The following is a 24,227-nucleotide window of genomic DNA, read 5'->3' as shown; positions in this document are numbered from 1 at the left end:
CCGCGTCCCGGCTCTACAAAGCCGGGCTCATGATTCACCCGATGTTGGCCGAGAGATCCGGAATCATCCGGTAGACCTCGGACTCCCAGTTGCGCCAGTTATGGATACCGACCGAAGGGAAGCTGTAGGTGACATTCTGCGCACCGAGGCTCATCATGCGGACCTGGAAGGCCCTGGTGTTGACCAACGCGAGCGCCTCGAGCGGAGTGCCCTGCAGGATATCCAGCGGCGATGTCGCGTCGGCGGGACCCGGCAGCGCGCTACCGGCGGCGACCCACACCCTGGTGCCGTTCGCGATCAGTCGCGGCGCGAAGACGAACGGGTCCATCCGCAGCCACTGCGGGCCCCACGGCGGCGCCATCGCGTCGATGTTGTAGCCACCGGCACTGATCATGGCCACACGCAGCGCTTCACGCATACCCGGCGCGGAGATGTTCAGGTAGCCCGAGTACGAACCCGCGTACCGGAACTGGTCCGGGTGGTAGGCGGCCAGTGTCAGCGCGGCACTGCCGCCCATGGACAAGCCGAAGATGCCGTTGCCGTTCGGGTTGAATCCGAGCCGGTCCCGCAGCGCCCAACGCAGGTTGTTGGTGAGGAACGATTCCCACTTGTAGGTGTTGTCCTTGCCCAGCGTCTCGTTCCAGCCCGAGGAACCCGTCATCGCGGAACCCGACGAGGAGCCGTTGGCCGACCCCGACGAACCGGTGTTGAGGCCGAGGAAGTTGCCCGGCGCGTTCCAGTCCGCGTAGAAGCTGGACGGTCCGCCGACCGGCATGACGACGTTGATGTTCCACTTGGTGAGCTCGCGGGCGATCTCGGTCTCGGCCTCCCAGCCGTTGATGTCGCCGCGGGCCCGCATGCCGTCCAGCGCGTACACCACGCGTCCGGTGTTGCCGTCCGCCGCGCGGAAGATCCGCGACTTGATCGGCCCCATCGACGAGTCGACCCAGAAGTCGAACGCGTCGGGATTGAACGCTGCCGACGCGGTGGCGCCAGGTCCTGCCACCGACACCCCGAGCGGTAGCAAAACGGCCAGCGACATCAGCACCGACCGCTTGAACCACGAACCGGCTATCCGGGACCTCAGACGTCCACTTTCGGCCTTACGCCCGATAACGCCTCGCATCTGTTTGGACCCTTTCTTCGTCCGACCGAATTCCGATCGATTTACGGTGACCGCCGGTTTTCACCCATCGCGAGGGAACGCCACCGGCGGGCGTGCCGTCGCAGCCTAACGCGTCATCGATGCATGAGCGTTATCAAAAAGTGATAAAGCGGCGTACGCCACTCTATCGGCATCCTCCCATGAAACTACTGAGCCCACGGTGATCCGTGGGCTCAGTGTGACTACGAGAATATGATCACCGCGGCGGTTGTGGGAAGGGATCGACCAGATCGCAGCGTTGGATCTCGTACTTCGGCACCCGATCTATCCGGTACTTCGCGAACTTCAGCGCATGCAGCAGGTTGTGCTTGAAGCGGTCCCACGTGAGCGGATCATGGTAGGAGATCGCCAGCGCCTCGGTGTCCGGGCACTTCATCGCCGTGCGAGCCTGGGTGACCCATTTCTCGTCGAGGAACCACGGCATCCACGGCTTCCTGTCCACCACGCCGGTGTCCACGATGACCCAGTCCGGATACAGCGCCTTGTCGTGCCCGATGCGGCCGTCGGTCAACCGGTCGGTGTGCGCGGCCAGCGGATAGGCGAGGCCCATCTGGTCGATCACGCGCACGTTCAGCGGGACGTTCATGCTGGTCATGCCCAGGTTCAGGAAGTAGACCGTGTGTCCGGCACCGCCCTCGGGGATCGGCTGCGGCGGTGGTGCGACGTACCAGAACATGAACGACGGCGAGTTCAGCAGCAGGCCGCCGTCAGGGGTGGCCGCGATGTCGTTGACCATCGGCCGAATGCGCGGGTAGTCGAGGTAGTCCTCGGCCAGGATCGGATGATCGTGGCCGGTGTTGAGCACGTAGTAGACGCGCTCGTCGACGATGCCCGAGGAGCTGATCTTGGTGCCGGTCTTGATGGCCGTGGTGTTGGCGGCGAACAGCGCCCAGCCCGCGGTGCCGATCAATGCGAACCCGATCACCGCGAACGACCAGTCGGTGGCCGACATCGACCGCAGACCGCCCTCCGGCAGCCGGATCGGCACCACCGCGACCGGCAGCAACAGGCAGAACAGCTGCGGCAACAGCATCCGGCCGTGCATGAAGTCACCACCGACGCGCAGCGCGTACACGGTCAGGATGAATCCGCTGCCGAGCATGAGCGTGACCACCGCGCTCGGCGAGCGCAGCCATGCACGCACGCGGTCGACGGTCCAGCCGCGCTGCTCGTCGGCAGTGGTGGGCCGACCGGCCGGTGCCGGCGCGACGGCAGTCGCGGTGCGCGCCGCGACGACGCCCGCGGCGAGCAGCACCAACAGCGGAACCCACAGGTAATAAGGACCGACCAGGTCCCACAAGTATTTGAAGCCCTGTCCCCACTTCGCGCCGCCCGCGTCCTTGGCGACGGCGGTGTTCGGGTAGGGCAGGCCGTAGTAGCCCATCCGCCAGACCTGGTAGCCGAGCGGGACGATCCCGGCGGCCGCAACGATCAACGCCCGCAGCACAATCGGACGCAGCCGAGTCTGTGGCACCGGCGCACAGAAGATCATTGCCAGCGCCAGTCCGCCGACCAGGGTCATCTCGGGACGAATCAGCGGCGCGAGTCCGGCGAGGAACACCAGTCCGAACAAGCCGGGCAGCCGAACCCGCTCGGCCTGGCTCCACCGGATCATCAGCCACCACAGCAGGCCGAGCCAGCAGATGACCAGACCGCTCTCCAGTCCGGAGGAGGCGTAGTCGCGGGCAGGCGGCAGCGCGATGTAGACAAGCACGCCCGCGGGCAGCAGCAGCGCGGATTTGGTGCCGCCCCACAACCGTGCCGTACCGAGCATGGCGAACACGATCGCGGCCATCGACACCGTCAGCGCTACACCGAGCACCACGTACTCGAGCCTGGCCTGGGTGAGCCAGCTGAAGAACCAGACCAGATAGGTCCACGCCGTGCTGGTGTTGGTTTCGACGCGTTCGCCCTCGTTGAAGACCGGTCCGTTGCCTGCCAACAGGTTTCGCACCGTGCGCAGCACGATCAGGCCGTCGTCGGCGATCCAGCGCCGTTGCCAGGCGCCGGTCGCGAACAGGACAACAGTGAGCGCCATCCCACCGACGAAGATGGCTCGGGATAGCTGCGCGTGCCGCAAGGCCGAGCGAGCCGGCCCTTCGGCCGGCTCCTCGCTTGCGTATTCCGTTCGCTCCGCTCCCTCGACCAACATCTCGTCAGGTGAGATAGACAGCGACACCTACCGCTCCGATCCAGGCGATTGCGAGGAACTGGAGGATGCGGTCCCCCAGCGCGATCTCTTCGGGTTCACCGGCCTCGCCGCCATCGACGTCGACCGCATAACGCAGGATTGCGATGGTAAACGGAACCATCGAGATGGCGAACCAGTTGGTGTGCTTGAGGCTGTCCTGTTGGAACGCCCAGAGGCCGTAGAACACCACCACCGCTGTCGCAGCGAGAGTCCAGATGAAGCGCAGATAGGTCGGCGTGTAGTACTCGAGCGACTTGCGGATCTTGGCGCCCGTGCCCAGTGCGATCTGCAGTTCGGCGTAGCGCTTGCCCGCCGCCATGAACAGCGAACCGAACGCCATGATCAGCAGGAACCATTGCGACAGATCAATATCCGCGGCCGCGCCACCGGCGACGGCGCGCAGCAGGAAGCCCGAGGACACGATGCAGATGTCCAGCACGGCCTGATGCTTGAGGCCGAGGCAGTAAGCCAGCTGGATACCGATGTAGACCGCCATCACGACGGCGAGATGCCACGACGCGAGGAACGATCCCGCGATCGACGCGACGAGCAGCACTGCGGCCAGCATGTAGGCCAGGTTCACCGGAACCACACCCGCGGCGATCGGCCGGAACCGCTTGGTCGGGTGGGCCCGGTCGGCTTCCACATCGAGCGCGTCGTTGACGAGGTAGATGCCCGACGCCGCCATGCAGAACACCACGAAGGCGATTCCGACGGGGGCGAGCACGTCCACCTCGGTAGCCGAGCCCGCGGCCAGCGGCGCGGCGAGCACGAGAACGTTCTTCACCCACTGTCGCGGGCGAACGGCCTTGATCAACCCGCCGGCCAGCGTCTTGGGCGGGCCTTTGACAACAGCCTCGGCTAGGTCGGCGCTGGTCGGCTCTTCACTCATGTCAACCAAGGCTCTTTCTTGTCCGGTCACTATCGAGTCTCTTTTCGGCGGCAAGCACTACAGCGGCGGACGCGGCACCGAGCGCGGATCCGGCGAGCACGTCGGAGGGATAGTGCACCCCGAGCACGACCCGGGAGAGCAACATCGGTGGAACGAGCACCGCAGGCAAGGGTAGCCCGGTCAGTTTCCCGAGCAACACCGCCGCCGCCGTGGTTGAGGTCGCGTGCGAGGACGGGAAGCTCAATTTGCTCGGCGTGGAGACGTTGACCTGCACCGATGGGTCGTTCGGACGAGGACGCCTGACGATCCGCTTGATCACGATGGACGCGGCGTGCGCACCGACCGCACCGACCGCGACCCCCGCCCACTGCCGACGCCGTGGTTTGTCCGCGAGCCAGCCGACGGCGGCGATGCCGACCCAGCCGAGCGCGTGCTCACCGAAGTGCGACATGCCGCGGGCCGCCTTGACGACCGCGGGGTTGCCGCCGATCGCCAACTGCACCGCATTGAGGATGGCGACCTCGGGCGGTGCCGGCGCGATCGCGGTTTCGGGCGCGACGCCATGGGCCGCGTGCCCGTTCGTGCTGCGCAACGCCTCGTTCACCGCCGCGCTGTCACTTGCTCCGATGCTCACTGCTGCGTGCCTTTCGTGTCGCCGATACCGAAGGCGTTCTCCCACGCGGCGGTGCTGGTCAACTGCGGATGGGCAGCGCGGTAGCGCTCCTGCATCTCCGGGAAGCGCGCGGCCAGCTCCTTGCGCAGCCGCATGGCCTCCTTGAACAGGCCGAGGGCCTGCCGTGGATCGCGCTTGCGGTAGACGACGCCGCGGCCGTCGGCGGTGGTGACCGTGACGCCGTCGACCTGCGAGAGCAGGAACCACCGCGCGTCCAGGGTCGGCACATTCAGCTGCGGACGCTCGTGGTGCTCGGGCTGGGCGGGCCGCACGCTGTGCACGAGTCCCTTGGCGAGCCGGACCACCTTGGCGATCGGGTTGGCAGGTTCGCCGACCGCGCCGACACCGATGTGGCTGGCCAGCGGCAGTTCGGTGGACGAGGGCAGGATCACCGCGTCGGGGTATTGCCTGCGCAGCTCGTGCACCGCGCCGAGGGCGCTCGGCAGCAGCTGGAACAGCCGCTCCGGGCCCGCGAGGAAGTCGCGAATCGCCAGGTTCTGGATCGCGACCGTCGAATACTCCAGGCACAGCAGGTGTTTCATGGTCGCCTTGACCGTGTTCACCACCATGGCGCGCCCATTGCCCGGCAGGTGCAGCGAGGCAACGACCAGGCGGTTGCGCAGGTGGAAGTACGCCTGCCAATCGATGGCGTCGTCCTTGTCGCTCCAGGCCATATGCCAGACGGCGGCGCCGGGCAGGGTGACCGTCGGGTACCCGGCGGCACGAGCACGCAGACCGTATTCGGCGTCGTCCCACTTGAGGAACAGCGGCAGCGGCTGACCGAGCTCCTCGGCGACCTGCCGCGGGATAACACAGGTCCACCAGCCGTTGAAGTCGACGTCGATGCGTCGGTGCAGCAGCTTGGAGTTGTCGCGGTCCTTCAGCGGGTACTTCGAGAAGTCGTGGTCGTACTCGACATTCGGCGCCGCAGTCCACATGAAGATGCCGCGGTCGACGACCTCGCCCATGACATGCAGGTGCGAGCGCTCCTGCAGGTTGAGCATCTGCCCGCCGACCAGGACCGGTGACTTGGCGAAACGGGCGAAGGCCAGTGCGCGCAGGATCGAGTCGGGCTCGATCTCGATGTCGTCGTCCATGTAGACGATGTACTGGGCGTCGGTGGTCTTCAGCGCCTCGTACATCACCCGGCTGTAGCCGCCCGAGCCGCCGAGGTTGGGCTGGTTGTAGATGGCGAGCCGGTCGCCGAGCACCGCGGCGGCCTCGGTGAAGCCGGGCTCGTCGACCACCTTGCGGGTGCCCTGATCAGGGATGATGACGGCCTTGATCTTCTCGAGCACCAGTGGATCGGACCCGAGGGCGCCGAGGGTTTTCACCGCATCGGTCGGCCGGTTGAAGGTGGGCATGCCGACCGCGATGCTGCCGTCGCCCGGCGCTTCGATCGGGGCGTACCAGCCGCCCGCCAGCAGCGTGACCGCCGTGTCGGTGGTGATGTCGAACCAGATCCAGCCGCCGTCCTCGAACGGGCCGAGATCGGTCTCGAACTCGACGTGCACCGATTCGGTGCCGGGCGCGACGGCGAACTCCTTGCCCTGCACGTGGATTCGCGAGCCGTCCGCCTTCGAGCGGTAGACGTCGACGCGGCCGTGTCCGGCCAGCTCCAGCCGCAGCACCACCGATTCCAGGATGCTCCAGCGCCGCCAGTAGCTCGCAGGCAGTGCGTTGAAGTAGGTGCAGAACGACACCTCCGATTCCGCGCCGACCGACAGCGAGGTGCGAGTGGCGGCGTGCGCGCGCCGTGCGTTGGTCGCCGACTCCTCGACGTAGAGCGTGCGCACGTCCAGCGGCTCACCCGGCCTGGGCAGGATGATGCGCTGCAGCAGCGACTTCGCGCGGGTTTCGGTGGTCATATCTTCCAAGATCGACTGGGAGGTCATCCGTTACTTTCGGTCTCAGTGCGGGTCACCCGCACCCGGTCGGCTTCGACGAGCCGGGCTTCGCGAGTGTGACTCATCTACGCCTCATCCGCGAGCAGCTCGCCCGATTCCAGGTGCGGCCGCAGCACATTGTCGAACATGCTCAGCGCGCTGCCGATGGCCATGTGCATGTCAAGGTACTGATAGGTGCCGAGGCGGCCGCCGAAAAGGACCTTCTCCGTTGCGGTTTCCTTCTTGGCGAGGGCACGGTAAGCGGCGAGCTTGGCGCGGTCCTCCGGCGTGTTGATCGGGTAGTACGGCTCGTCGCCGGTCTGCGCGAAGCGGGAGTACTCGCGCATGATCACGGTCTTGTCGTTCGGGTAGCTGTCGCGCTCGGGGTGGAAGTGGCGCGGCTCGATGATGCGGGTGTAGGGCACGTCCGCATCGTTGTAGTTCACCACCGAGGTGCCCTGGTAGTCGCCGGTCGTCAGCACTTCGGTCTCGAAATCGATAGTGCGCCAGCCGAGTTCGCCCTCGCTGTAGTCGAAGTAGCGATCCACCGGGCCGGTGTAGACCACCGGTGCGTCCGGGTTCTCGGCGCGGATCTGCTCGCGCACGTCGAACCAGTCGGTGTCGAGCCTGACCTCGATCAGGTCGGAGGCGGCCATGTTCGCCAGCCACTTCGTGTAGCCCTGCGCGGGCAGGCCCTCGTAGGTGTCGTTGAAGTAGCGGTTGTCGAAGGTGTAGCGCACCGGCAGGCGGGTGATATTGCCCGCGGGCAGTTCCTTCGGATCGGTCTGCCACTGCTTGGCGGTGTAGTCGCGGACGAACGCCTCGTAGAGCGGGCGGCCGATCAGCGAGATCGCCTTTTCCTCCAGGTTCTGCGCGTCCTTGGTCTCGACCTCAGCGGCCTGTTCGGCGATCAGCGTGCGCGCCTCGTCGGGGGTGAAGTAGCGACCGAAGAACTGGGAGATCAGGCCGAGGCCCATCGGGAACTGGTAGGCCTGCCCCTTGTGCATCGCGAAGACACGGTGCTGGTAGCCGGTGAACTCGGTGAACTGGGTGACGTAATCCCACACTCGCTTGTTCGAGGTGTGGAACAGGTGCGCACCGTACTTGTGCACCTCGATACCGGTTTCCGGCTCCGGCTCCGAATAGGCGTTGCCACCGAGGTGGTAGCGGCGGTCGATCACCAGCACTCGCTTGCCGAGCAAGTTGGCGGTGCGTTCGGCGACGGTCAGCCCGAAGAATCCGGAGCCGACGACGATCAGATCGAACTGTGAGGCGGTGGGGACGGAGTTACCCGAGGACGATGCGGCGGTCACGGGAGCCCAGCGTATCGGAAGTCTCCGCGCTGTCCTGGCGGAGTCACCGGGCGGGCTGAGCGGCCCTGCTCCAGCCGGTGGTTTCGTCTCGAGAACATCCGAATTTCGCCGAAAGTTTGCCGAAACCGCCATGTGACCGCAATAAGGCCGCTATTACATAGGCACTCGAATTGAGCGGGCGTCCAGTTTGTTGATGGATGCCGGTTCGAGCCGCACCACCGCCCGATCGACCGGAAGACCTCGCACATGCGGATGCCACGCCCCCTCGCCCCACTCATCGGGCTTCTCGCCCTGTTCGTCGTCCTCGGCGGCGCGGTCCTCGTCCCCACCGCACAGGCCGCCGAGGCCGACTCGCTGGCAGGCACACCGATCGCCGACGGCGCGGGGCTGTGCGTGACAGGCGCGCCGACCTTCGACGATGTGGTGACCGCCGCCGCGACCGCCGTGCGCACCATGGTTCCGATCGAGCGGCTCGGCGACTTCGACCGCACCGTCACCGACTTCCGCGCCACCATCGCCGCGGTTCGAGTCCATCGAGATGGGCTGCCGATCGATCCGGCCACGGCGGGTGGACGGCTGGAGTTCCTGGACGATCCGATCGTCACCTACCTGGTCAACGGCCTCGACGCGGTGCGCACCGGGCGGCTCGACACCACCATGTCGGTGTCGCGGCTCACCGTGAACGACGCGATCGAGGTGTTCGTCCTCGCTACCCGAATCGTGAAGATCCCGACTCAGCTGGCAGCGAGCTTGGTGCCCACCGTCGGTTTCTTCCTCAAGCCGGTGGTCGGCGCGGCGTTCAACGGCGTGAAGCTGCTGGCACGCAAGGTGCAGGACTTCATCGCTGCCAACTGCGCCGCACCGAACGCCTACCCGAAGCTGGTGCTCGACGAATCCGAGATCGGCACCGAGCGCGTCGAAGTGCCCGCGCCCATTGTGGATCTCGCCAATACCCTGATCCGCGCCGACGGCTCCTGCACGCCGCTGGCCGAGCTGACCACCCACACCTTGGTCGAACGCACCCGAAACTTCCTCGAGCACGCCGACCTGCCGCTGGACCGTCCGGCCATGAACGCCGCCGCCGACTCCGTGCAAAACTTCCTGCGCGAAGACCGCGTCGCCGAGATCGCACTGCTGCGCCGCACCGAAGAGCTCGGCCCGTTGGTCAGCGCGATGGATTACGGCCCGCTGACCTTCCTCACCAACCTCGGCTTCGGCATCTACGAGGGCAAGGCGCTCGACACTGTGCCGCTGTCCGAGGTTCGCGTCGAGCATGCCTTCGACCTCGCGACGTTGGCCTTGGATGTAACCAGCTTGCTGCTGACCGCGGGCACCACGGTGCTCGGGTTCACCGGCGTCGCGGCGTCGGTCACGACCCCGCTGTCGATCGTGCAGACCCTTGCCTTCGCCCCGACGACCTACGGCGCGCCGGTCATGAAGGGCGTCATCCAGTCGATGTGCGCGGTGTAATCACTGCTCGGATGAACCCACGTCACTCGGGGAAGCCGACCTCCACCTCGACCTCGGTGCGCTCGGTGTACATGCGCCAATAATGTTCGCCCAGTTCGTCATTGCCCATTCTGGCGATCTCGACACCGGGCGGCACCAACTCGGGATGCTCGTCGACGATGCGTTCGGCCTTGCTGTTGCCGATCAGCACGCCGATGTTGAGCAGTCCGACATAGACGCCGGTGCCCGCGAGTTCGACTTCGAGTTGGCGGATATAGGTGCGCTGTGCGCCGAGGATGACGCCGAAGTTGGACAGATAGGGCAGCACAAACCGATCCGACGACCCGGAGGAGAAGAGCAAGGTGCCCGCACCGCGCTCGACCATCGCGGGCGCGAGCGCGCGAGTCATCCAGATCGGCGAGTAGAGCTTCAGTTCGAGCGGGACGCGCAAGGCTGCCGCGTCCACGTCCAGCGTGGTCGGGGTCCGGTCCGCCATGTCGGCTGCCGCGCCGTGCAGCGCGACGTCGATCTGCCCGAACGTGCCGGTGATGTCCTCGACCACACCGCGCAGCTGCGCTTCGTCGGTGAGATCCGCGGGAAAGGCGGCAGCCTCGATGCCTTCCGCGGCCAGCTCCTCGACATACTGCGCGGCCTTGTCCGGATTCCGGCCGATCACCGCGACCCGGAAGCCCTCGCGGCCGAACCGCCGCCCGGTCCCCATGCCGAGCCCCGGCCCGAACCCGAATATCGCGATCGTCTTCGTCATGCCATTACCTCACTAAGTTGAGCCATGGTTCAAGTTCAATGCGACCGTAGCATTAACTTGAACCTATGCTCAAGATAAATCGAGCAGCAGATTTGTAGGATCGGCGAATGCCCGAGGACAAGCCGTTACGCAGTGACGCCCGCCGCAATAGGGACGCGCTCGTGACCGCTGCCAGGGAAGTGTTCGAAGAACGCGGTCTCGACGCACCCCTGAAGGAGGTCGCCGCCCGCGCCGGCGTCGCCATCGGCACTCTCTACAACCGCTTCCCCACCCGCGACGACCTCATCGCCGCCGCCGTCGAAGACCGCATCGAAGCAGGCGGACGCATCGCCGAACAGGCCATCGCCATCGACGACCCCTGGGACGCCTTCACCTACCTCGTCGAGAAGGTCTGCGAACTCCAAGCGAGTGACCGCCTACTCAGCGACCTGTCACTGCGCGCAGCACCCAGCGCCGCCATCGCGCACGCCCAGGAACACGGCCACGGCCTGATGCGCCGAATCATCATCCGCGCACAGGAAGCCGGTGTCCTGCGCCCCGACTGGGTCCTGGAGGACATCGCCTTCATCACCTGGTCCCACACCCGCATAGTCGAAGCCACCGCCACCGTGGCCCCCGACCTCTGGCGCCGCCACCTGGCCCTGATCCTCGACGGCCTCCGCGCCTCCGCCGCCCACCCACTCCCGGTCCCCCCGATCACCGAGGACCAACTGATGCAGGCCATGCGCGGCTGAGCGAATCGATAGGCGCTCAGGTATGCGAGCTACTGCTGGGGCCACCGACAATGCCGACCGGGGCGCCGGAACCGAGGCCGGCGATGATTCCGATCGAGCCGCCGACGATTCCGATGCACGACAGGACGAGCAACATGATCGGACCTGTTCGCGGTTCGCGGAATACTGTTGCGCCGCAACTAATGACGATTCGATGCCGACCGTCAGTAGTGGGGATACTGTGGCGGTTGGCCGTACACCGGGGCGGGTGGGTATGGGTACTGCGGCGGGTGGGCAGCGCGGCCTGCGGCGATCCATCGGCCGGTCGAGCTGAGGGAGGCGAGGATGAGAATCGTGAGTGGCACGATCCCGACGACGAAGGCGGCGGGATTCGATGTGGCCGCGCTGATGGCGAGGCCGACCAGGCTCAGCGAGGACATGATGATCAGGATCACTCGCCCGGCCGAGCTGCGACGGAACAGCAGGATCGCGCCGAGTAGCCAGAGGAACGCGGCCACGCCGCCGAGCGCGACCAACCCGAAGAGGAAATCGGGCACCTCCGGGGCCGACGGCCCGAAGCTGTGGTGATTGTTCACCTCATTCTTCGCGCTCACCACGCCGACCAGTCCGATAATCACGCCGACAGCGCCGATCAATCCGACGATCAACGCGAATACCGCAGCGGTGATCGCGGAACCACCACCAGGCTGCTGTTGCGGATAGCCATAGACAGGTGGCGGATAGCCATAACCCGGCTGGCCATACGGATACCCCATGCCGAATCTCCCTCCCACTTCGACCGCGAACTCTACCGCGCCACAGCCGTTTCACTCAACGAGAGTCGAGGTGTGCTCCGCGGTCAGTAGACCGAGCCGTCCACGACTCTGAGCAGATCGGTTAGGTCGCGCGATGCGGGCCGCGAGGCCGTCAGTAGACCGGCTCGTCCGGATGTGGAACAGCTCGGCGGCGAGGGGGTGCCGCTACCCAACGAGCGGTGTAGCTCGATGCCGCAGTGCGGAAGGTGACGAGGGGGACGACCATTGCGGTCAGGCCGGCGAGCCAGTCCGTGTGAACGAGGGCCGTGAGGGTGCCGACCAGGCCGAATGTCGACTGGAGGGCGTCGGCGGCGCGGGTCCCTTCGTCGAACCAGTGGATGCCGTAGCTGAATTCGTGGTGGGTGAGCGAACAGGCAAGCGCGGCAAGGGCGATGGCGATCATCAGGCCCGAAGCGACGGTGAAGGTATAGCGGCCGGTCTCGTCACGGCGGAACAGCAGGATTGCGCCGTAGATCAGCGCGAAGGCCAGCAGCAGGGCGCCGAGGGTCGCGAAGATGGTGAGGGAGTTGTCGAATTCGTCCGGGTCGCTGCGGAATGCGATCAGCAGCATGCCCGCGCCGATCAGGTTGCTCGCACCGAGGACAAGGCCGAGGGCCCCCGCCGCCGTCGCCGACACTCCGCTCGGTTCCGAGTACGGGGCTGCGCCCGCATTCACAGTGGCATCCACAGCTCGACCGTAGTCGGTGATCGGTGTCCCCACTGGACATCCAGGTAGCCCGGAAACAGCTACGGGTATCACGGCAAGCGGCCCGCAGCGATCCAGCGTCTACCGAACCAACCCGCCCGCGCGCGTCTACTGCCGCATCCAAGCCGAAAGCGCCCGCATGTCCTGTGCTTGGGCTTGGGTTCATGCGGGCGCTCTACCTTGTTGCGACCGAATAGTTTCCGGTTACCGCAGCCGGTGCTCGGCGTAGACCTTCATCGCGTCACGCACGAATTCGGCTATGCCCTCGCCGTGTACGTCGTAGTTCTTCCGGAACCGCATATCGGCGACATACATTTCGCCGAGACCGATGAAGGCTTCGGCAGTGAGCTGACGGCCATGCCAGCCGTCGCCGAGCCAGTCACGGTGCCGTTGCGCGATGGCCTGGACCTCGTCACTGTCGGGGGTGCGCCCTGCGGCGCGCGCCCGGCCGTAGTCGGCCGCGATGTCGATGTGCGTTTGCTGGTATGCCATCTTGTCGGCCTCACTCAGCGATCGCCACCAACGGTCACCGCTCTCATAGGCGTCCTTGCCCCAGCGTTCGATCACCTCATCCTTGTACTTGGTGTGGTCGAAGCCGTCGAAAACTTCTGCTGCCATGAGTTGTTCACCTCGTTCCGTCTTGTGCAGCGTGGTGGTCACCGATTCGATCTGGCGCCGGATCCGATCCTGTTCCTGCCGTAGCAGTTCCAGGTGCGCGCGCAGTGCGGCGGTGGTGTCCTGGTGTCCGTTGAGAACTTCGGCGATGGCAGGCAAGCCGAGGCCGAGTTCTCGCAGCAGCAGGATGCGTTGCAGCCGCACCAGGGAGTTCTGGTCGTAGTAGCGGTACCCGTTGGCGCCGATTCGGCTCGGTAGCAGTAGCCCGAGCTGCCCGTAGTGGCGCAGCGTCCGGCTGGTGGTGCCTGCCGCCTTGGCCAGGTCCTGGATGGACCATTCGTCGCTGCGGGTGGCCGATGTCATAACCCTTTCCCTTCGTTCTCGTCGATAGTTACCAGCTTGCAAGTTGACGTTACGTCAAGGTCAATATCTTTCTCGGCGAGCTCCTAGCGAGCCGGGACGGGCACCTGCGTGCCCGGCTCCTCGGGCAGCGCCGCCGGTGCGGGCTTGCCTGCCAGCTGACCGAGCAGGGTGCCGACCAAGGCGATCACCATGCCGGTGACCTGTAGGGGAGTAAGCGCCTGACCGAGCGCGACCCAGCCGATCACGGCCGCCGACACCGGGCTGAGCAGTCCGAGGAAGGCGATCGAGGTGGCGGGCACCCGGGAGATGCCACGGAACCACAGCCAGTACGCCACCGCGGTGCCGATGATGCCGAGGTACAGGTAGCCACCGACAGCGCGACCGTCGAGCGCGGGCGGCGCGCCCTCGATCAGGACGGCCAGCGGCGCGATGAACAATCCACCCGCGGTGAGCTGCCAGCCGGTGAGCGCGAGTGGACCGACACCCTCGGGCCGTCCCCAGCGCTTGGTGAGCACCGTGCCCAACGACATCGATGCGGCGCCGGCGAGTCCGGCGATCACCCCGAGCGTGTCGAGTTGGGCATTGCCCCGCAGCACCACGAGCGCGACGCCGAAAACACCGACCAGACCGGCGATGATCTTGCGCCCGGTCGGCTTCTCCGCGAGCACCATCGCCGCGAAGCCGAGTGCGATCATCGGTGCCACCGCACCGAGCACGCCCGCGACACCGCCCGGCAGCCGGTAGGCGGCCAGGAACAGCAGCGGGAAGAACGCCCCGATATTGAGGATGCCGAGCACCGCAGCCCGCCCGACCCAGATGCCGCGGGGCAGCACCCGCGTGAGAGCAAGCAGCACGAGCCCGGCGGGCAGCGCACGCATGAGCGCGGTGAACAGCGGCCGATCCGGGGGCAGGAACTCGGTGGTGACGGCATAGGTCGAGCCCCAGACGATCGGGGTCAGGGCGGTGAGCGCCAGGGTGCCCGCGTAGGAACCTGCGGCGCGCGGGGCGGTGGTTGTGGTCATGTCGGTCGCTCCTCATTGATAATCTCAACGTTGAAATATCTACCGCACGAGGCATCTCATCGTCAAGTAGATTAATGTTAAGATTCTTAGGATCGAGAGGAGCTCTCATGGGAGACGCTGTGGACCTGATCACCGAACACTGGAGCCGCGAACGCCCCGATGTGGATGTCTCACCGATGCAGGTGATCGGGCGGATCAGCCGCCTGTCGCGCGTGGTCGAACAGGATCTGAAGAAGTTCTTCGCGGGCCACGGCATGGAGTTCTGGGAGTTCGACGTGCTGGCCACACTGCGGCGCTCCGGCGGCGAAACCGGGCTCACCGCAGGCGCTTTGAACCGAGCGGCCATGGTGACCTCCGGCGCGATCACCAATCGCATCGACCGACTCGCAGCCAAAGGTCTGGTGGAACGCACGCCCGATCCCGAAGACCGCCGATCGGTCCGGGTTCAGCTCACCCCGGCCGGCCGCACCCTGATCGACGACCTACTCCCCCTCCACATGGCAAATGAGCAGCGCATGCTGAAGACGCTGGATCCCGAGGCGCGCGAACAGCTGGCGGGCCTGTTGCGCAACCTGTCCGAGTCCCTGGGCGACACCTCGCTGGATTGACCTGCACCGACGCTTCGGGGTCAGCTTTCGCGCGAAAGACGAACCGCTCGACACGCCGGCGGATTCGGAAAACCTCGGCCCCGAGAGCACTCCTCGGGCAATGTCAGCGAACCGATCGGCGTTCGTCTCCGATCGGACCGCCGGACGGGATGGCAGTGTTCGGCGTCGGACGTGGCGTCGGGGTCGACGCGGTTTTCGGTGCGACGATGCGCCCCGGCGCAACGGTGCTCGCGGGCGGCATCGCATCGGCAAACGGCACGGCGGCGCCCGAAGGCGTCGCCTGATCGGCCGGCCCCTCGGGCACCAGCTCCATCAGCCTGGTGAAGTCGACGACCCGAGCACCGAGCGTCGGCGTCGAAATGATGATGCCGTTGGCGAACATCCGATAAGTGCCCGCCTGCTGTGGCAGCGCCATCTCGGGCCCCGACGGCTGTCCGACCGAACTGTTCGCGCCGCCGATCCGCCGGTACTCGATATCGATCGGCGACTCACCGACGACCGTCCGGGTGCGCGGATCCGATGGAGCAACGACCGTCTGGTCGGCGGGGCCGGGTTCGACTGGCAGCGGCCCCAATTCGCCCGGCGTCGGGCCGACGGCGAAGGTATAGATATCGGCCGGCTCGCCGCCGTCGGGCGCGGCGGAGTATTCCGCACGCAGGATCCGTCCGTCGCGTAGCAGAACCATGCCCGCGGTGGCGACTACCGCGGCCGCCGCACGCGGATCTTCCTTGTCGGTGCCGGGATATGCCTGGCAGTCGGTGGTGTCGCAGGTCTGCGCGTAGGGGTAGCGGTGTTCGGCAAGGGCATACGAACGAGCTGCGATCGCTTGAGCGCGAAGGGCTTCCGCCGCACCTTTGTCCGCCCAATTGGCCTGCACCTCGGCGGGCACCACACCGAGCAGGTAGTCCTCCACGTCGACCCGGTTGACCGTGCGCGCCTCGCCGTTCTCCGTCGCCACACCGAGCGCGCCCCGGTAGGCAAAGCCGCCGCACAGGGTCAGATGTTCAGCGGCGGGCCTGCCGGGCGCTCGGTCGAGCGGATAGATCCACGGGTCGTCGGTCGCGGACTGCCACACCACCTCGCCATCACAGCCGGTGGTGACGACCACATTCGCGCCGCCGTCGGCCACCGGTGTGAGATGAGCGGCCTGGCCTGCGGCGAGCTCCCGTCCCGCGACCCGACCGCCCGCATCGGCGTAGGCGTCCAGGGTGGAGTCATCCTGTTCGACGAGGCGCACCGCGACCGTGGTGTGCGGGATCCGGCCAAGGTCTGCGCCCGGGTAGTAGTGCTCCAGAATCCGCTCGGCCGACAACCCCTCGAGCGCGCTGTCGAACGCCCCGACCTGACTCATGCCACGTCCGTGCCCGGGCCCGGCCAGCGGTCGATATCCCGTTTGCCCTGGCCAACCCCAGAATGCGAGAAGTACACCCACAGCGAGCAGCACACCACCGGTGATCAGCGCCGGACGCACGGATATCGCGGACCGTGCCATCGGGCCGCGATATCCGCGGACCGAGCGCGGTATGCGCGCACCCCATTTCGCCGGCAATTGTCGCTCCGCCCGTGCGCTTTCATTTCGGTGCTGTCTGCGTCGCATCCGTTCACTCCCACGGTTTCCAGGACCGGATCGGTTGCCTGCCTGTCGGCATGTCGCGCCATCCGGTCGCAATCCGAGAGCTACATTCGAGCAATCATATTAATCCTCAACAAGAGGTTTAGATATGTGACAGTTGTAAACTAGTGTGATTGTTGATGCATCAGGAAGCAAGCCTGACTTTTGTACAGATTGTCGGTTCGACCTGAATGGAGATGCTGGTGCCGTACCGCAAACCGAAACGTTCCTACGTAATCCCGGTTGTCACCACGCTCGCGGTAGCGGCCCCGCTCGCAGCATTGAGCATGAGCGATTCCAGCGACTACCGCTCGACCACCGATAGCGAGCTGGCTGCTGTACCCGCACAACTCGCCGAAATGGCGCTGGCCTCCGCCCCCGACATCACGCTCCCGCTGAGGGATCTAACCGGCCTCGACCTGCCGGACCTGCATCTGTCCGACCTGCGCATGCTGCCATTGCCATCGTCGGTACGGATTCCCGATGGCCTGCCGCTGCCACCAGGCATTCAGCTACCCCGGGAAATTCCATTACCCAAGCTCAATTCCGGCCAAAGCCCGACAGCGCCGGGCCCCAGCCCGAATTCCGGGCCGAGCCGAAATGTCCCTGGTCAGAGCGAATTCGCTCCCGGGCAGTTTCCAACAGCTCCCGGACAGCACCCCAACTCCGGCCAGTACACCGCCCCGAGCCGAACGGCTCCCACGCCGCCGCTCCCGGGCCGCGCCCCGATCGCGAGCTTCATCGCCGACACCAGCCTGCTGGAACCGGGAACCACCCCCGACACACCGGCATTGGCGCCCGGCGCCGTCCCGCCCGACCTGGTCGACCAGGTCGGCGCGCAGGTCAAAGAACTCAGCCGCGAAACACCGTTCAGCGTGGTCGCACTCACGGCAAAAGATCTGGTGAACACCAACGCGATGGTCCGGGCCCGCCAACCCGACGGCGCATGGGGACCCTGGTACGACACCGAGGCCGTCGACACCCGGCGCACCGACCATGCCCCGGCAGGCGGCACCACCGGTACGGAACCGATCTATGTCGGCGACACGAAGGCCGTGCAGATCCTGGTGACCCGCAAGCCCGTTGCGTCGACAATGCCGCAGGAGCCCGCGACCCCTACGCCGCCGACACCGGCCGCCGCGCGCTCCGACGACCCGGCCCAGATCAATGCCGCGGCCATGAACGCGGTCCTCATCGATCCCGGCCGCGGCGCCATCGACGGCGAACTGTCCAACGTCGCCGCGGCACTGCCCGGCGGCGGCCCGAACGTGATCACCCGCGCCCAGTGGGGCGCCGACGAATCGATCCGCTGCGAGGAACCGACCTACGACGCGGACGGCGTCGGCGCGGTGACCGTGCACCACACCGCGGGGCGCAACGACTACAGCAAGGCCGAGTCCGCGGGCATCGTCCGCGCGATCTACGCCTATCACGCAACAACGTTGGGTTGGTGCGACATCGGCTACAACGCCCTCGTCGACAAGTACGGACAGATCTTCGAGGGTCGCTTCGGCGGACTCGATCGCCCGGTGCAGGGCGCGCATGCGGGCGGATTCAACGAGAACACCTCGGGTGTGTCGCTGATGGGAAACTACGAGTCGGAGGAGCCCTCGGACGAGGCGATCAACGCCATCGGCAAGTTCGTCGGCTGGAAGACGAAGGTCGCGGGCCTCGACCCGAAGGGGTACACCACCATGTACTCCGAAGGCACCGAATTCACCTCCTACGCACAAGGTGAGAGCGTCCGACTGCCGATAGTGTTCGCGCACCGCGACGTCGGCAACACCAGCTGCCCCGGTGACGCCGCCTACGCGATGATGGATCGCATTCGCGACATCGCCGCGAGCGGCACGGGACATTCCAGCGCGTCGGCGCAGACCACCCAACCGCAGACCGGTAATACGCAGACGCAGAACGGCACTCAGCAGCAGACCGCACCGCATACGCAGTCCGACCTCGCCACACTTGCCGCGCTGACCAACGAGCTGCTCGCCATAGTGAACGAGAGCGGAATCGCCAGGTACTGGTTCGACCACGGGGGCCCGACCGGCATGCTCGGCGCCGCGAAGTCGCTGCTGCTTCCCGCGGCCCAGGGCCAGCAGTACGCCAAGTTCACCAACGGGTATGTCTATTCCGCACCCGACGGCCAGGTGTACGCGGTGATGGGTGCGCTCCTCGACCGCTTCCTCGCACTCGGCGCCGACGCGGGCGTGCTCGGCCTGCCGCTGAGCAATTCCTACCCGGTGCCCAATGGCCTGCGTTCGGACTTCCAGTACGGCTCACTGGTTCTCAACCAGCTGACCGGCATCGTCACCACAGTGTGGAAGACCTTCAACGACACCTACCAGCAGGAAATGCGGCGCAAACCGAACGACCAGATCGCCGCACCCGGACCGGCGCCCGCACCGGCGCCGGGCGTCGCACCTACCGCAGCGCCGGGCGATGCTCCCGCACATGGCACTGATCCGGCACCGGCCCCGGGGGTCGCTTCGGCACCAGAGACTGTGCCCGCACCAGAAGCCGGTCCGGCCCCGGAGTAGACCCACAGCTGCGATGTTTCGAAAGTTGTTGCAGCACCACATATTGCGCCCCCATCGGTTGGTCCACCCGAGACCAACCGAGCTGACTCAGACCCACCAGCGTTCCAGCACCCGCGCAACCCCGTCCTCCGAATTCGCCGCGGTGACCTCGTTGGCAGCGGCCAGCGCCTCCGGGTGTGCGTTGGCCATCGCCACCCCGTGCCCGACCATGGTGAGCATCGGAACATCGTTGGGCATATCGCCGAACGCGATGATCGTCGAGTGCTCCACCCCTAGCCGCTGTGCCACCGAGGCCAGCCCGGAGGCCTTGGTGACGCCCGGTGCAGACAGCTCGATCAGGCCGTGATCGGTCGAATAGGTGATGTCGGCGCGGTCCCCGATCAGTGGCGCGAGCACCGCGCGCATATCGGCGCTGCTGGTTCCGCGTAGTCGGACCAGCATTTTGATCGCGGGCGCGTCGATGACCTCACTGCGGGCCACGGCGGTGTCGTCCGGATTCAGCCAGGCGTGTTCGTATTCGGGCGAGCTCACGAACTGCGGTGTCACCGCGTCGTGCGCGCGGGCGCCGACTCGTTCGGCGGCGAGACCGCAGCCGGGCAGCGCACGTTCGGCCAGATCCGCGATCCACACCAGGGTCTCCACGTCCAATGTCTTGCTCGCCAGCACCCGATCGGTGGCACTGTCGTAGATCACCGCACCGTTGCCGCAGACACACAGCGGCGCGTAACCGAGACCGTCGACCACCGGATCGATCCAGCGCGGCGGCCGACCGGTCGCGAGGACGAACGGCACGCCATCGGCGACCAGGGCGTCGATCGCCGCCTTGGTCCGCGCGGTGACCCGCTCGTCGTGATCAATGAGGGTGCCGTCGACATCGGTGGCAACCATCTTCGGTTTGGGCAGGTCCAGGCGAGTCACCTACGCCATCCTGCCGGAAAACAGTCTCGAGACGATCGCGATGCGCATCAGGAGGGCGGTCGAGGCCATATCGCGTCGTCGGTCCCGGTCCCCGGCTGGGACTTCGGAGATCCGACAGAATAAAGGACATGCCGAACCACCGCGTGGCACGCGCGCGGCCACGCACGTCCTTATGATCAGGGGCTAATACTCACGCTGGCCCGCCCAGCCGTAAGACCAGAGGACTGATGACCGGCTTCCTGCTACGACGCGCGCTCAATTATGTCGTGCTGTTGCTGCTGGCCTCGTTCCTGACGTTCAGCCTTGCTTCGCTGACGTTTCGGCCGTTGGACAGTCTCGAACAGCGCAACCCGCGGCCACCGCAGGCGGTGATCGACGCCAAGGCCGAGCAGCTGCATCTCAACGATCCGATTCCGCAGCGCTACGTGACCTGGCTGAAGGGTGTCTCGCACGGTGACTTCGGCACCACGCTTGCGGGACAGCCGGTCAGCGAGGAGTTGCCGCGCCGCGTTGCGGTCAGTCTGCGACTGCTGATAATCGGTTCGCTGGTCGGCACCGTGCTCGGCGTGCTGATCGGCGCGGCGGGGGCGATCCGGCAATACAAATTCAGCGACTATTTCACCACGGTCGTCTCGCTGCTGATCCTGAGCACTCCGGTATTCCTGCTCGCCACCTTGTTGAAATATGGTGCGCTGGAAGTCAACTCGCTCACCGGTTCGCAGATCTTCCTCTATACCGGTGAAACCTCGGCAAATACGGTCACCGGCTTCTGGCCGCAGCTGCTCGACCGCCTCCAGCACCTGGTGCTGCCGACGGCGGGCCTCGCGCTCGGCGGTATGGCGGGCTACAGCCGTTACCAGCGCAACGCCATGCTCGACGTGCTGCAGAGCGACTTCATTCGCACCGCCCGCGCCAAGGGGCTGACCCGCAGCAAGGCGCTGTACAAGCACGGCCTGCGCACCGCGCTGATTCCGATGGCGACGCTGTTCGCCTACAGCCTCGGCGGCCTGATCACGGGCGCGACGTTCACCGAGAAGATCTTCGGCTGGCACGGCGTCGGCGAGTGGCTCGTCGACTCGATCAACGCCCAGGATCTCTACGTGGTGGTGACGGTGACGGCCTTCGCCGGGCTGGTGGTGCTGGTGTCGGGTCTGCTCTCCGACATCGTGTACGCGATTCTCGACCCCAGGGTGCGTGTGGGATGACCGAAGCCGAAATTATTGTTCAGGGCGCGCCCGAGATCACCGCCTCCGGCAGACGCAAGCTCGTCTGGCGCCGGTTCCTGCGCAATAAGCCTGCCATTGCGGGCGCGGTGGTGCTGATCGCTCTGTTCGTCGCCAGCTTCGCGCTGCCGCCGCTGCTGGCCTACGACTATCAGCAGCTGGACTACACCGCGCTGCTGAAGCCACCGAGCGCCAAGCATCCCTTCGGCACCACGCAGATCGGCCAGGACGTGCTGGCGCAGACGCTGCGCGGCCTGCAGAAATCGCTGGTCATCGGCCTGTGTGTCGCACTGTTCTCCACCGCCATCGCCGCGACGGCGGGCTCGCTGGCCGGCTTGCTCGGCGGCTGGACCGACCGGGCGATCATGTGGGTGGTCGACCTGCTGCTGGTGGTGCCCAGCTTCATCATCATCGCGCTGTTCGCACCGCGCACGAAGGGCAGCGGATCCATCGTCTTGCTGATCGTGCTGCTCGCCGCATTCGGCTGGATGATCAGCGCGCGCATCGTGCGCGGCCTGACCCTGAGCCTGCGTGATCGCGAATTCGTCAAGGCCGCCCGGTACATGGGTGCGCCGACCCGGACGGTGATCGTCAGCCACATCATTCCGAATATCGCGTCGATCCTGATCATCGACACCACGCTCAGCGTCGGTGCGGCGATCATGGCCGAAACCGGTTTGAGCTTCCTCGGTTTCGGTGTGCAGCCGCCCGATGTGTCGCTCGGCTCGCTCATCGCAGCGGGCACCAAATCGGCGCTGACCTACCCCTGGCTGTTCCTGTTCGCCGGTGGCCTGTTGATCATCACCGTGCTGAGCGCGAATCTGGTCGGCGACGGCCTGCGCGACGCGTTCGATCCGGGCGCCAAGCGGGCCCGCTCGCGGAAGAAAGCGAAAGCATGACGGGAGCAAGTTCGACCGCACCCCTGCTCGAGGTCACCGATCTGCGAGTCTCGTTCCCCAGCGAGGAGGGCCGGATCGACGCGGTGCGCGGGGTGAACTACACGGTGTCCGACGGTGAAGTACTCGCCATCGTCGGCGAATCCGGTTCCGGCAAGTCGGTATCGTCGCTCGCGGTGATGGGGCTGCTGCCCGAGCAGGCGCGCATCAACGGGTCCATCCGGTTGCGCGGGCGTGAGCTGCTCGGGCTCGGTGACCGCCAATTGTCCAAGCTGCGCGGCAGGTCCATCAGCATGGTGTTCCAGGACCCGCTTTCGGCGCTGACCCCGGTGTACCGGGTGGGCGACCAGGTCGCCGAGGCGCTGCTCGCGCACGGCACGATGAGCAAGAAGGAAGCCGCCGAGAAGGCAGTGGAGCTGCTCGACCTGGTCGGCATCCCCGAGCCCGCGGTGCGCGCCACCATGTTTCCGCACGAGTTCTCCGGCGGCATGCGCCAGCGCGTTGTCATCGCGATGGCGATCGCCAACGATCCCGCGCTGATCATCTGCGACGAGCCGACCACCGCACTCGATGTGACCGTGCAGAAGCAGATCCTGAACCTGCTGCGCAAGGCGCGCGACATCACCGGCGCCGGCGTCATCATGATCACCCACGACATGGGCATCGCCGCCACTCTCGCCGACCGGGTCGCGGTCATGTACGCAGGCAAGATCGTCGAAACTGCCACCACCACAGAGCTTTTCAATGCACCGCGGATGCCGTACACGGTGGGGCTGCTCGGCTCCATTCCGCGCATCGACGGCCCCGCGCGCAGTCCGCTGATCCCGATCGTCGGCGCACCGCCCGCGATGCACTCGCTGCCGCCCGGCTGCTCCTTCGCGCCGCGCTGCCCGATCGCCATCGACGATTGCCGGGCGGCCGAACCACCGCTGGAGAAGACCAACCCGGGGCACTCCGCCGCCTGCATCCGCACCGCGGAGGTCGGTTCGAAGGAACTGTTCGAGGCCTACCGTCAGGAAATCTCCGAACCGCAGACCGAGGCCGCTACCGAAGACCGTGTGGTGCTGAAGGTTTCGGAGCTGGTGAAGACCTTCCCGATCACCTCGGGTGTGGTGTTCCGGCGCCACAAGGGCGAGGTGCGCGCGGTCGACGGCATCAGCTTCGAAGTCCGCGCCGGCCGCACACTGGCGCTGGTAGGCGAGTCCGGTTCCGGAAAATCCACCACGCTCACCCAGATTCTGGACCTGGTCCGGCCCGAATCCGGCAGCATCGAGATCATGGGCAGCGATGTCGCGACCCTGACCAAGGCGCACAAGCGGGAGATCCGCAGGAAGATGCAGATCGTCTTCCAGGATCCGACCGCGTCATTGGACCCGAGGCTGCCGATTTTCGACGCACTCGCCGAGCCGCTGCGCATCGATGGCCGTTCACGTGCCGACATCGCCCGACGGGTACCGGCACTGCTCGAACAGGTCGGCCTGCGCCCGGAACACTCCGATCGCTATCCGGCCGATTTCTCCGGCGGCCAGAAGCAACGCATCAGCATCGCCCGCGCGCTGGCCTTGGATCCGGAGCTACTCGTGCTCGACGAGCCGGTGTCCTCACTGGACGTGTCGATCCAGGCAGGCGTGCTGAACCTACTGCGCGACCTGCAGATCGAACGCGGACTGTCCTATCTGTTCGTCTCGCACGACCTGTCGGTGGTCCGCAACCTGGCCCACGACATCGCGGTGATGTACCGCGGCAAGATCGTCGAATCCGGTCCGGCGGAACAGATTTTCGCCGATCCGCGCAATGAGTACACCAGGGCGCTGATCGACGCGATTCCGGTTCCGGCCGTGAGCCGGTAGCGGCCGGGAGC

Annotated in this window: 20 protein-coding genes; 7 read left to right on the top strand and 13 right to left on the bottom strand. The window is 66.3% G+C overall.

Features of this window, described 5'->3' with window-relative positions; translation table 11 throughout:
* Nucleotides 1–34: 34 nt before the first annotated feature.
* The 6 genes from ACLMAL_RS05855 to glf all read right to left on the bottom strand — a co-directional run bounded on the left by ACLMAL_RS05855 (nucleotide 35) and on the right by glf (nucleotide 8,120).
* Nucleotides 35–1,126, bottom strand: coding sequence for an alpha/beta hydrolase (locus tag ACLMAL_RS05855; RefSeq protein ID WP_411998126.1), 1,092 nt, complete (start codon nucleotides 1,124–1,126; stop codon nucleotides 35–37).
* 235 nt (nucleotides 1,127–1,361) lie between these two features.
* Entirely contained in the window at nucleotides 1,362–3,317 is a 1,956-nt protein-coding gene (zomB, locus tag ACLMAL_RS05850) for a flagellar motor control protein ZomB (protein WP_411998151.1), read from the bottom strand.
* A 4-nt stretch (nucleotides 3,318–3,321) separates the two neighbouring features.
* The gene (locus tag ACLMAL_RS05845; protein ID WP_328408017.1) at nucleotides 3,322–4,248 is read right to left on the bottom strand and encodes a decaprenyl-phosphate phosphoribosyltransferase; all 927 of its coding nucleotides are present in this window, start codon (nucleotides 4,246–4,248) and stop codon (nucleotides 3,322–3,324) included.
* Nucleotide 4,249: 1 nt separating this feature from the next.
* Complete coding sequence (locus ACLMAL_RS05840; RefSeq protein WP_411998150.1) at nucleotides 4,250–4,789, bottom strand: phosphatase PAP2 family protein; 540 nt, start codon at nucleotides 4,787–4,789, stop codon at nucleotides 4,250–4,252.
* Nucleotides 4,790–4,878: 89 nt separating this feature from the next.
* Nucleotides 4,879–6,816 (bottom strand): glycosyltransferase, encoded by a 1,938-nt coding sequence (locus ACLMAL_RS05835; RefSeq protein WP_411998125.1) that lies wholly within the window; start codon nucleotides 6,814–6,816, stop codon nucleotides 4,879–4,881.
* A 77-nt stretch (nucleotides 6,817–6,893) separates the two neighbouring features.
* On the bottom strand, nucleotides 6,894–8,120 hold the full coding sequence (gene glf, locus ACLMAL_RS05830) for a UDP-galactopyranose mutase (protein ID WP_411998124.1): 1,227 nt from the start codon (nucleotides 8,118–8,120) through the stop codon (nucleotides 6,894–6,896).
* Nucleotides 8,121–8,366: 246 nt separating this feature from the next.
* On the opposite strand from glf, the gene ACLMAL_RS05825 reads away from it, so the two are divergent.
* A complete protein-coding gene (locus ACLMAL_RS05825; RefSeq protein WP_411998123.1) occupies nucleotides 8,367–9,590 on the top strand; it encodes a hypothetical protein in 1,224 nt (407 codons plus the stop codon).
* Nucleotides 9,591–9,612: 22 nt separating this feature from the next.
* Here ACLMAL_RS05825 and ACLMAL_RS05820 read toward each other — a convergent pair whose 3' ends face one another.
* Nucleotides 9,613–10,335 carry an SDR family oxidoreductase gene (locus ACLMAL_RS05820; RefSeq protein WP_328408011.1) on the bottom strand — a complete coding sequence of 241 codons (723 nt, stop codon included), beginning with the start codon at nucleotides 10,333–10,335 and terminating at the stop codon, nucleotides 9,613–9,615.
* 107 nt (nucleotides 10,336–10,442) lie between these two features.
* Here ACLMAL_RS05820 and ACLMAL_RS05815 point away from each other — a divergent pair, with 107 nt between their 5' ends.
* Nucleotides 10,443–11,069 (top strand): TetR/AcrR family transcriptional regulator, encoded by a 627-nt coding sequence (locus ACLMAL_RS05815; RefSeq protein ID WP_406235217.1) that lies wholly within the window; start codon nucleotides 10,443–10,445, stop codon nucleotides 11,067–11,069.
* 203 nt (nucleotides 11,070–11,272) lie between these two features.
* Here ACLMAL_RS05815 and ACLMAL_RS05810 read toward each other — a convergent pair whose 3' ends face one another.
* From ACLMAL_RS05810 to ACLMAL_RS05795, 4 genes are all read right to left on the bottom strand, one after another.
* Complete coding sequence (locus tag ACLMAL_RS05810; protein WP_411998122.1) at nucleotides 11,273–11,824, bottom strand: hypothetical protein; 552 nt, start codon at nucleotides 11,822–11,824, stop codon at nucleotides 11,273–11,275.
* Nucleotides 11,825–11,975: 151 nt separating this feature from the next.
* The gene (locus tag ACLMAL_RS05805; protein WP_411998121.1) at nucleotides 11,976–12,551 is read right to left on the bottom strand and encodes a hypothetical protein; all 576 of its coding nucleotides are present in this window, start codon (nucleotides 12,549–12,551) and stop codon (nucleotides 11,976–11,978) included.
* A gap of 222 nt (nucleotides 12,552–12,773) precedes the next feature.
* Nucleotides 12,774–13,547 (bottom strand): MerR family transcriptional regulator, encoded by a 774-nt coding sequence (locus tag ACLMAL_RS05800; RefSeq protein ID WP_411998120.1) that lies wholly within the window; start codon nucleotides 13,545–13,547, stop codon nucleotides 12,774–12,776.
* 83 nt (nucleotides 13,548–13,630) lie between these two features.
* A complete protein-coding gene (locus ACLMAL_RS05795; RefSeq protein ID WP_411998119.1) occupies nucleotides 13,631–14,569 on the bottom strand; it encodes an EamA family transporter in 939 nt (312 codons plus the stop codon).
* A 107-nt stretch (nucleotides 14,570–14,676) separates the two neighbouring features.
* Here ACLMAL_RS05795 and ACLMAL_RS05790 point away from each other — a divergent pair, with 107 nt between their 5' ends.
* Nucleotides 14,677–15,177 (top strand): MarR family winged helix-turn-helix transcriptional regulator, encoded by a 501-nt coding sequence (locus tag ACLMAL_RS05790; protein WP_411998118.1) that lies wholly within the window; start codon nucleotides 14,677–14,679, stop codon nucleotides 15,175–15,177.
* A 103-nt stretch (nucleotides 15,178–15,280) separates the two neighbouring features.
* On the opposite strand, the gene ACLMAL_RS05785 is transcribed toward ACLMAL_RS05790, so the two are convergent.
* Nucleotides 15,281–16,669: a SpoIID/LytB domain-containing protein gene (locus ACLMAL_RS05785; RefSeq protein WP_411998117.1), complete on the bottom strand. Its 1,389-nt coding sequence runs from the start codon at nucleotides 16,667–16,669 to the stop codon at nucleotides 15,281–15,283.
* Between the two features lie 317 nt (nucleotides 16,670–16,986).
* On the opposite strand from ACLMAL_RS05785, the gene ACLMAL_RS05780 reads away from it, so the two are divergent.
* The gene (locus tag ACLMAL_RS05780; protein ID WP_411998149.1) at nucleotides 16,987–19,329 is read left to right on the top strand and encodes an N-acetylmuramoyl-L-alanine amidase; all 2,343 of its coding nucleotides are present in this window, start codon (nucleotides 16,987–16,989) and stop codon (nucleotides 19,327–19,329) included.
* Between the two features lie 87 nt (nucleotides 19,330–19,416).
* Here ACLMAL_RS05780 and ACLMAL_RS05775 read toward each other — a convergent pair whose 3' ends face one another.
* Entirely contained in the window at nucleotides 19,417–20,217 is an 801-nt protein-coding gene (locus ACLMAL_RS05775; RefSeq protein WP_411998148.1) for an HAD family hydrolase, read from the bottom strand.
* A 257-nt stretch (nucleotides 20,218–20,474) separates the two neighbouring features.
* Here ACLMAL_RS05775 and ACLMAL_RS05770 point away from each other — a divergent pair, with 257 nt between their 5' ends.
* From ACLMAL_RS05770 to ACLMAL_RS05760, 3 genes are read left to right on the top strand one after another with little or no spacing between them, the layout of a single operon-like run.
* Complete coding sequence (locus ACLMAL_RS05770; RefSeq protein ID WP_411998116.1) at nucleotides 20,475–21,452, top strand: ABC transporter permease; 978 nt, start codon at nucleotides 20,475–20,477, stop codon at nucleotides 21,450–21,452.
* The gene (locus tag ACLMAL_RS05765) at nucleotides 21,449–22,369 is read left to right on the top strand and encodes an ABC transporter permease (protein WP_411998115.1); all 921 of its coding nucleotides are present in this window, start codon (nucleotides 21,449–21,451) and stop codon (nucleotides 22,367–22,369) included. Before ACLMAL_RS05770 ends, ACLMAL_RS05765 begins: the two co-directional genes overlap by 4 nt.
* Nucleotides 22,366–24,216, top strand: a complete 1,851-nt coding sequence (locus ACLMAL_RS05760) for an ABC transporter ATP-binding protein (protein ID WP_411998114.1) — start codon at nucleotides 22,366–22,368, stop codon at nucleotides 24,214–24,216. Before ACLMAL_RS05765 ends, ACLMAL_RS05760 begins: the two co-directional genes overlap by 4 nt.
* The last annotated feature ends 11 nt before the right edge of the window (nucleotides 24,217–24,227 follow it).

Origin of the sequence: Nocardia sp. CWNU-33 (assembly GCF_046764895.1) — a bacterium.
Classification (GTDB): Bacteria; Actinomycetota; Actinomycetes; order Mycobacteriales; family Mycobacteriaceae; genus Nocardia.
Note: the sequence above shows the minus strand (reverse complement) of the source record. Positions and strands in the feature narration are given on the sequence as shown.